Source organism: Gelidibacter sp., assembly GCF_035515035.1.
In the GTDB taxonomy this organism is placed as follows: domain Bacteria; phylum Bacteroidota; class Bacteroidia; order Flavobacteriales; family Flavobacteriaceae; genus Gelidibacter.
In genome coordinates, this window is sequence record NZ_DATJCA010000174.1 from 1 (window position 1) to 7124 (window position 7124).

6 protein-coding genes are annotated in these 7124 nt (G+C 37.1%); all 6 read right to left on the minus strand.

The window, feature by feature from the left end:
- The coding region (locus tag VLZ86_RS15005) for a gliding motility protein RemB (protein WP_325452796.1) at nucleotides 1-1984 on the minus strand (1984 nt) is incomplete at its 3' end.
- A 114-nt stretch (nucleotides 1985-2098) separates the two neighbouring features.
- Nucleotides 2099-2896, minus strand: a complete 798-nt coding sequence (locus tag VLZ86_RS15010; protein WP_325452798.1) for an energy transducer TonB — start codon at nucleotides 2894-2896, stop codon at nucleotides 2099-2101.
- A gap of 208 nt (nucleotides 2897-3104) precedes the next feature.
- Complete coding sequence (locus tag VLZ86_RS15015; protein WP_325452800.1) at nucleotides 3105-3833, minus strand: energy transducer TonB; 729 nt, start codon at nucleotides 3831-3833, stop codon at nucleotides 3105-3107.
- Between the two features lie 64 nt (nucleotides 3834-3897).
- Nucleotides 3898-4260, minus strand: coding sequence for a VanZ family protein (locus tag VLZ86_RS15020; protein ID WP_325452802.1), 363 nt, complete (start codon nucleotides 4258-4260; stop codon nucleotides 3898-3900).
- Entirely contained in the window at nucleotides 4253-4633 is a 381-nt protein-coding gene (gcvH, locus tag VLZ86_RS15025) for a glycine cleavage system protein GcvH (RefSeq protein WP_325452803.1), read from the minus strand. Before gcvH ends, VLZ86_RS15020 begins: the two co-directional genes overlap by 8 nt.
- A 57-nt stretch (nucleotides 4634-4690) precedes the next feature.
- The coding region (gene sprA / locus VLZ86_RS15030) for a cell surface protein SprA (protein WP_325452805.1) at nucleotides 4691-7124 on the minus strand (2434 nt) is incomplete at its 5' end.

Sequence of the window (7124 nt, forward strand, 5' to 3'; positions counted from 1 at the left end):
CCTTTAAATGACTCACAGGATTTATGATGTATCCGGCATGCAATTCGGCGTTAAAAGTTGTGGTTTTATTGCCCTGCCCAATCCTTACGTTTGTATCAAACGGCCGTTCGTTGTAATTTCTGTAGATGTCGCCGCCATAGCTAAAATTATCGGTGCCATCATTGAAATCTAAGCCACGCGTCCCGAATATAAATTTGGCATCAGCAAACCAGCGCTCATAATTATAATGTCCAATTACAATTACTTCCCTGAAATTGGCACCCCATAAATGCGCCATAGGCTGATTGCTATGTCCATAATTATTCACGATAGTATTATGGGAATACGTATAAGGTCTTACCTGGTTATATTCTAATTGTAATATCAAGTTGTCAACCTCAAACGCATCGTAATATTTGGCTCCTAATTGGTAACCAAATTTATTTTTCCAACTCTTGTCACCGGCTTTTATATGACTCAATGAAAATTCGTCCAAGATAAATTGCCCATACAAGTTAACTTTGTTGTTCCATTTATACTTTGCAGAAGCACCTACTATGGCATTCCCTGAACCTTGCCCCGATTCGAATTCAATAGCTCTGAAAAAAATGATGGGATTAAGGTAATTGATATCAAAACCCCTTCCATTGGTATCGGTCCACATTACCGACTCAAAAAGCCCGATATTGAGACGTTTGGATACATTCCAACTCAAATAATGATTGGACATATATTTGGTCAAAAACGCTTTGTCCTCAACCACGGCGTCGCGCACATCCCTAAGCCACATCCAAGTATTGGTATATTTAATTTTCCAAAAATTAGTATTTAATTTCAAAAAGGTCTGCGGCGCTGCCACATCACTTTGAAATAAAGAGCGATACCCGTCTCCAATAAAATTCTTGCCATGGCCAAATTGAACATTGAGGAAATTTACGGGAGAATAAGACAAATAAGCTTCCGCTACTGGGTAATCATAAGCATCTCCCTTAAATCGTTTGCCAATGCCCCTACCAGGAACGATGGCTGGATCAGGGCCAAACGCCTTTAAGCTTTCGGCGTATTCGTTATAATATTGAGCAAACCTTCCTTGACTTTCAAAGACAGACGTAGAAAAACTAAATTTCTTGCCCAAGCCGCCTTGTATGTTTATTCCTCGGGTATTGTTGAAAGTAGTATTGAAATCGGCATCCATATCTTTACCCACCTGCAAATCAAAAACGGGATCAATGGTAAACCAATAATCCTCACCTTGGATTTGCACCAAATGTTCATCCCATAATTTTCTACTCCACCATCCGTCCGAACCTTTTGTAAGTACCTCTTTTTCAGCCTTAAAATCATAATATTTCGCGACTTCCTCATATACAAATGGTTTTGCCGCTGTATGACTGTTCGTTCCCAAACCATTCATATTGGCATCAAAACGTGAATAATAGTGATGGGTGAAGGGAATATTTAACTGACTCGCATATTCCAAACCTTGATAGTTACTGATATTTTTGGTGATACTATCAAACTCATTAGAAACAACCTCATTGAGATCCACAAATTTCTTCAGGTTGTCTTGTTTTGCCGAAGGAGCATTTTTCATGAATACAGGATCAACCAACGGAATTTTAATGGTCAAGGAATATTGATAGAATGTGGGGTTACCATTATAAGTTCCGGGTTGGATTTTTGGTAAGGATTGGAATACCCGTTTAGTTTCATCCTTTAGCGCATCATAGATAGCGTCAACATAGACGACGCTAACATGACCCTCTTTATCAACTTCAAAAAGCACTTTCACATCTCCTTTATAACTGTCGTTAGCGACTTCTTTTGAGACTTTAAAGTTTTCAAAAATATACTGGTTGAGTTTATTATTAAAGCAAGTTTTTAAATTTTCAATCGTTTCATCTTCACAACCTTTAAACACTGGAGGTTTTTCATAAATTTCAATATTCTGTGCAAAACTATTGAGATGAAAACTGACAAAAACGATTAAGAAGAAGTTCTTCATAGATGATTACAAGCTTTAATTCCGAACGAAAGATACTGTTTTTTTCAAAATGAGAGCATAAAAAAACCGCTATCCAATTTGACAGCGGTTCAAGGGAAACAATGAGCCATTTTACTATTCTACTTTAAAAATAATAGGTAGCACATATTGAACAGTCACCGGGTGCTCTCTTTGTTTTCCAGGAATCATTGCTGGGATTTGCCCCACAACTCTCTGGGCTTCCCGCTCCAATTCAGGTCGTGGGGCACGCGTTTGAATCTCAGTTATATTCCCATATCTGTTAATTTTAAAAACGACATCAATTTTTTGAACTCCTGATAGTCCAAGGTCTGACGCCAAGTCTTTATCAAACTTTTTTTGGACGAATTTGGATAGTTTATCAGACATACATCTTAAACGGCCGTCATTGGTTGTTTCAGATTCACAACCTGGGTAAATGGGCGCTTTTTCAACACCAATGGTACTAAAAATCTTCAAATCCAAATCATCATCGTCTTCGACATTATGCACAAGAATCTCATCAATCTTAACCGGATCAGTGGTTAAAGGAGGGTTTTCCGTGAGAAGCTCCGTTGGTAAGGCATCAACGAAATCATTGTCTTCAATAATCGGGTCTTTGGTAAGAACATTTATATTGACATCCTTTTCCATTACAACCACTTCTTTTTCCAAAACAAAATTTATTGGCGTCACCTCCACATCATTATCCTTGTATTCCAATTTTGCCAACCTATAATCCTTTGTTTCAAACTTCATTTCAAAAAGTCCATAGGTGAAGAGTAAACAGAGAATCAGACCCACCTGAAAATACAGCGAAGAGTTCCTTCGTAAATTTGCATCATGTTTGTGTGGTTTCACATCGGGCTTGTTGCCCTGACCAGCATCGTCGCTTGAGTTTTTTAAATTCTTCATAATATGTGTGTGTTTAAAATGTTAATATTATGGTAAAATCACAACAAGCGTTCCAAAAAAAAAAAACCGTCTAAATAAATAGACGGGATTTTTTATAATCTCTAAAAAACTTCTTAAAAAGATACTGACCAATACACACCTTAGTATAAAAAGAAACCCTGAGGCTTTCGCATCAGGGTTCTATATTTTAAACGATAATGTTTATGTTCTAATCCTGTACTTGGAAAAGAATAGGTAAAGAATACGGTACGGTTACCGCTTTACCACGTTGCTTTCCAGGTAACATTTTAGGAAGCAAACCGATAACGCGTTGTGCCTCTTTCTCTAATCCAGGATGTGGTGCTCTAGCTTGAATGTTGGTAATATTACCAGATTTATCAATCTTAAAGATCACATTGATACGCTGCCTTCCCGAAAGACCAAGTTCAGAAGCCAAATCCACATTGAATTTTTTATTCACAAACTGGGAAATCTTATCAGACATACATTGTTTCTTCGCATTGTTACCAGCCTCTTTTTCACAACCTGGAAACACAGGTACGTTTTCAATAACGGCAAATGGCACCTCAATATCCTCTTCAGGAGCTTCTACTACAACAACATCTTCAACTTTAGCAATTTCCTCTTCCTGATTTGTTTCTGAAGATTCAATGACTGTTTCTTCAACCTCCTTCTCATCCTCAACAATCTCAATCTCCTCAGGAGCTATTGGTGGTGGCGGTGGCGGTGGTGGCGGTTGTTGTAACTGCTCAGTAATTGGAATTTCTTCTTCCAATTCATCGTCCATATTAATCATACCAATATCAATATCCGCTTTATCGTAAGTTTTGTAGTTGATGGCCAAGTTGGTCAACAATAACATTAAAGCCAGACCAACAGCAAAATAGATAGAACTATTTCTACCAACGTCAGCTTTTACATTTTTTTTCGGTTCCATATGCTTAGAGTGTTTAAGGAATGCTAAAATAACCAATAATTTGTTAAAAAAGCAAGGGATTAATTTATTTTAACTTTAACTTTCTATAGAAAATTACAAAGAGTACTGCAACAATTGCACCAAAAGCATTGGCAATCATATCATATACATCAAACATCCTTTCAATGGTTAAATACTTTTGAAGGACTTCCATTATAATTCCATAGGTAGAGGCAATTATAAAGGCGTATAAAAGACCTCTTTTAAGGTTTAATGTCTTGAAATAATTGAAAATAAATAGGGTCAAAAAGAAGTAAGCTCCAAAATGATTGATCTTATCATCAAATGATGAACCCAGGGTTTCAAAACCACCTGTGTTCCCTAGGCTTAACACCAAAAGCACTATGGCGTAACCCACCAATAAGGTCAATGCCCAATATTTATGCACTTATCATTTCTTTGTAGGCATCAGCTGAAAGCAAATTAGCAACTTGGGAAGGATCAGAGAGCTTCACTTTTATCATCCAACCTTCACCGTAAGGATCTGAATTCACTTTTTCTGGCTCATCTTCAAGAATAGAATTGAACTCAATAATTTCTCCTGAAAGTGGTAAAAACAAATCGGATACTGTTTTCACTGCTTCAACAGTACCAAAAATTTCATCCATTTCTAAAGTTTCATCTACAGTTTCAACTTCCACATAGACAATATCACCTAATTCGCCCTGAGCGAAATCTGTAATTCCTACAGTGGCAACATCACCATCAATGCTAATCCATTCATGGTCTTTCGTGTACTTTAATTGTGCTGGTATATTCATTTTTTAATAAATTTTATAGTGAAGCAAATGTACTTTTTTAAAATCCTTTAATCAAAATTAATTGCCAAAATTATATCGTAAGGTAATCCCCGATCGGATAGTGGTTTGTGGGAATGCCGTTGATATGGCGTATTCAGAAAAGGTATAATCAAAATAGAAGATCCCGGTTAGGTTTTTACTAAAGGCATAATCGGCTTTATATTTCACACCCCATATGGTTTGCCCTGAAGTCACTTGATTGTCTTCTAAGTCGAGGTACCTAATTATGGTTTTGTTGTCTCTCACTGAAATATCGGCCATCATGTTCAAATCGGCAGTGATGACTTGAGTTGGACCGGCCATTTTTGATCGGATCCTTACATTCTTAATACGATACCCCAATCCTAAAATATATTCGTTCCCTTTTATTTCAGTCAATAAATTATTATCGAAACTTAAAGAAAGGATTCTGTCCTTTTTGACTTCCGCCATAATCTTCACAGAACTTTTCATCTCAAAATCCAATTTCATCAACGGACTGAACTGTTCTTCCAAGTTGATATTGCTGAATAAAGTTTCGTTCTTGAAATTCCCTCCTTGATCTAATGCATCAGGATTGTTTTTATCATAATCCAGATTACTACGGAATTGATTTATGGTATATCCTGAGCGGTACCCATGTGTTACTGAGAAACGTTTGAACTTGTCCTTAAACCATTTTAAGCGCATCAATCCGGTGTATTTTAAGGTCCAGTTAGGAATTGGAATATCCCTAAAAGCACTCAAGCTTACATTCTCTGGATTAGAACCCTGATAAGCCGACAAAAATGCCGGCAACAACACCGCTTGATTGTTTTTACCAAACCCCACAGGATAACCTTGAGCATCGACCGGATACGTATCATTCCCGTAAAAATTACGCGCCAAACGTCTGGCAACCACCAACCGATTCGCTCTAAAGTCATCAAAAGCCGCAGACTGTGTCTCGTCACTTGGACTAAATGCTGTTTTTATTAGCGATGTGGAAATATTGAAATTTCCGAAGGAATTTGTAATCAATGAATTGTAAGTATCACTCAATCCGTCACCATTGGTATCGGAGGCATTAAAATTCTCATTGGTGTTTTCAGAATACATTCTGCTCCCGATCAAATCAATTTTCAAATCTTTTATGACTTCGATATTGGCAGAGACATCCAAACTACGGTTGGCTACTTCAGTATATTGCTGATTGAAATCGGGATAGACGGTCAACCAACCATTTCTTGCCACCATATCCCTAATATCACTTTGACTTCCAAAAGTGTAACCAAAAGTTGGTTTAAGTGTTCCGATGAACCCGGGAGCCCTTAAATACCCAGGCAAATAGGTTCCGTTGTTTTCACTATAATTAATTTGCAAACGCTTTACCATGGTGGTAATATCAACAAAAGTATTGAACACTTTTGTACCTACACTTGTTTCATCCACAACCCTAGCTCCATTCTCTCTATTGGCTGCCTCACCTCTTCTTTCTATTCCTGTTGGAGTTGCACCCCTTGCTTTGGTTTTTCTCGGATCTTTTCTTACCAACCCAATATATTTATAAAGCGTTTCCATATTTAAGGTGGAATTGATATTATGTGTGTTGGCATTCTGAATTGAATTCCCGAGATTATAATTATTTGTTGTTCCGGTAGTTTCATCAAATAATGGCAGATTGTTGTTCAAATCCGATCCTTTTTGCCATTGGAAGTCGCCCGTATAGGAATACGTCGCTTTTAAGAAACTAAAGGTTGGTATCTTGTATAGCGGAATTTCATAATTGAGTTGGAGTTGTTGGTTTTGAATATTTGGATCACCCAGATCAAAGAAGCCATCCCAAATATCAAGCGTAGGATCTTGTTTCCCATTAATGACATCATCAACAAAATAGTTCCTGACGATATTGGTATTATTGGCCGTAAAATTAAAACTCAATGATTTTGTCAGCTTGTAATTAATGGCGTACTGAAAATCAAAACGGTAGTTTCTTCGAAACAATTCTTCCAAACCAATATTACTGCCACCCAATTCCACCTCTCTAAACTTTTGTTTATTGAACTGACGCAAAATATCAGAATTGACCGTAAAACTATTTGGCAATAGATTAAAATTAAAGTCTTTCAGGATTTTAGCGTACCTGCTTTTGAAGATGGAATCATTTTTAGCGAAAGGTTCAATGGTTATCGGATTGAAATTATAGGCATAGTTAACCCCAGTCCTGACATTTTGATCTAAGGCATTTTCAATTTCAAAATCGCGATGGTGGACTTTATTATAAGAATAATTAAAGGTCAAATTTTCCACATCATAGAAGCGCGGCTTTTCATCACCAGTACGTTGTTTTCTGACCCCAATAAAATTGATGCTCCTACGTTTGGTAAAGTCTTCTGATTGCTCTAAGATCTGATCTTTTTCTGCTGATGAGCTTGCGGCGTCAAGTCTGGAATCCAGCGTTAAATCATTATAAAACTGATCATATTTAGGCGTT

Coding starts and splice junctions, on each gene's coding strand:
- VLZ86_RS15010 (WP_325452798.1), bottom strand. CDS start 2,896: ATGAAGAATTTAAAAAACTCAAGCGACGATGCTGGTCAGGGCAACAAG.
- VLZ86_RS15015 (WP_325452800.1), bottom strand. CDS start 3,833: ATGGAACCGAAAAAAAATGTAAAAGCTGACGTTGGTAGAAATAGTTCT.
- gcvH (WP_325452803.1), bottom strand. CDS start 4,633: ATGAATATACCAGCACAATTAAAGTACACGAAAGACCATGAATGGATT.